Annotated in this window: 1 protein-coding gene and 1 pseudogene; both read left to right on the top strand. The window is 62.0% G+C overall.

Features of this window, described 5'->3' with window-relative positions; all coding sequences use genetic code 11:
- Nucleotides 1–675: succinate--CoA ligase subunit beta (locus tag AWB78_RS42785; RefSeq protein ID WP_374729534.1), on the top strand; the 675-nt coding region annotated here is incomplete at its 5' end.
- 97 nt (nucleotides 676–772) lie between these two features.
- Nucleotides 773–933 (top strand): annotated as a pseudogene (locus AWB78_RS42790) (succinate--CoA ligase subunit alpha); the annotation flags it as partial.

A 933-nucleotide genomic window follows, 5' to 3' on the forward strand; every position in this document is an offset into this window, starting at 1 on the left:
CGCAAGATCGGCATTCCCGATGCATCGATCCCGCAAGCGCGCGCGATCCTGCAAGGCCTGTACAAGGCGTTCTTCGAAACCGACGCATCGCTCGCGGAAATCAACCCGCTGATCGTCACCGGCGACGGCAAGGTCATCGCCCTCGACGCCAAGTTCAACTTCGATTCGAACGCGCTGTTCCGTCATCCGGAAATCGTCGCGTACCGCGATCTGGACGAAGAAGATCCGGCTGAAGTCGAAGCGTCGAAGTTCGACCTCGCGTACATCTCGCTCGACGGCAACATCGGCTGTCTGGTGAACGGCGCGGGCCTGGCCATGGCGACGATGGACACGATCAAGCTGTTCGGCGGCGAACCGGCGAACTTCCTCGACGTCGGCGGTGGCGCGACGACCGAGAAGGTGACCGAAGCGTTCAAGCTGATGCTGAAGAACCCGAACCTGAAGGCCATTCTGGTGAACATCTTCGGCGGCATCATGCGCTGCGACGTGATCGCGGAAGGCGTGATCGTGGCGTCGAAGGCCGTGGACCTGAAGGTGCCGCTCGTCGTGCGCATGAAGGGCACGAACGAAGACCTCGGCAAGAAGATGCTGGCTGATTCGGGCCTGCCGATCATCTCGGCGGACAGCATGGAAGAAGCCGCGCAGAAGGTCGTCGCGGCAGCCGAAGGCAAGTAAGCGCATTCGCTTACCCGCCTGAGAGAGCGTTCCACCAGATACGAATGGCGGCGCCGGGCGCGAGCTTGCGCGCCGCCAAACGAACAGAGGTCACTACATGTCGATTCTGATCAACAAAGACACGAAGGTCATCACGCAGGGCATCACCGGCAAGACCGGCCAGTTCCACACGCGCGCGTGCCGCGAATACGCGAACGGCCGCGAAGCGTACGTTGCGGGTGTGAACCCGAAGCGCGCGGGCGAAGACTTCGAAGGCAT

It is taken from the genome of Caballeronia calidae (genome assembly GCF_900044055.2).
GTDB classification, from domain to species: domain Bacteria; phylum Pseudomonadota; class Gammaproteobacteria; order Burkholderiales; family Burkholderiaceae; genus Caballeronia; species Caballeronia calidae.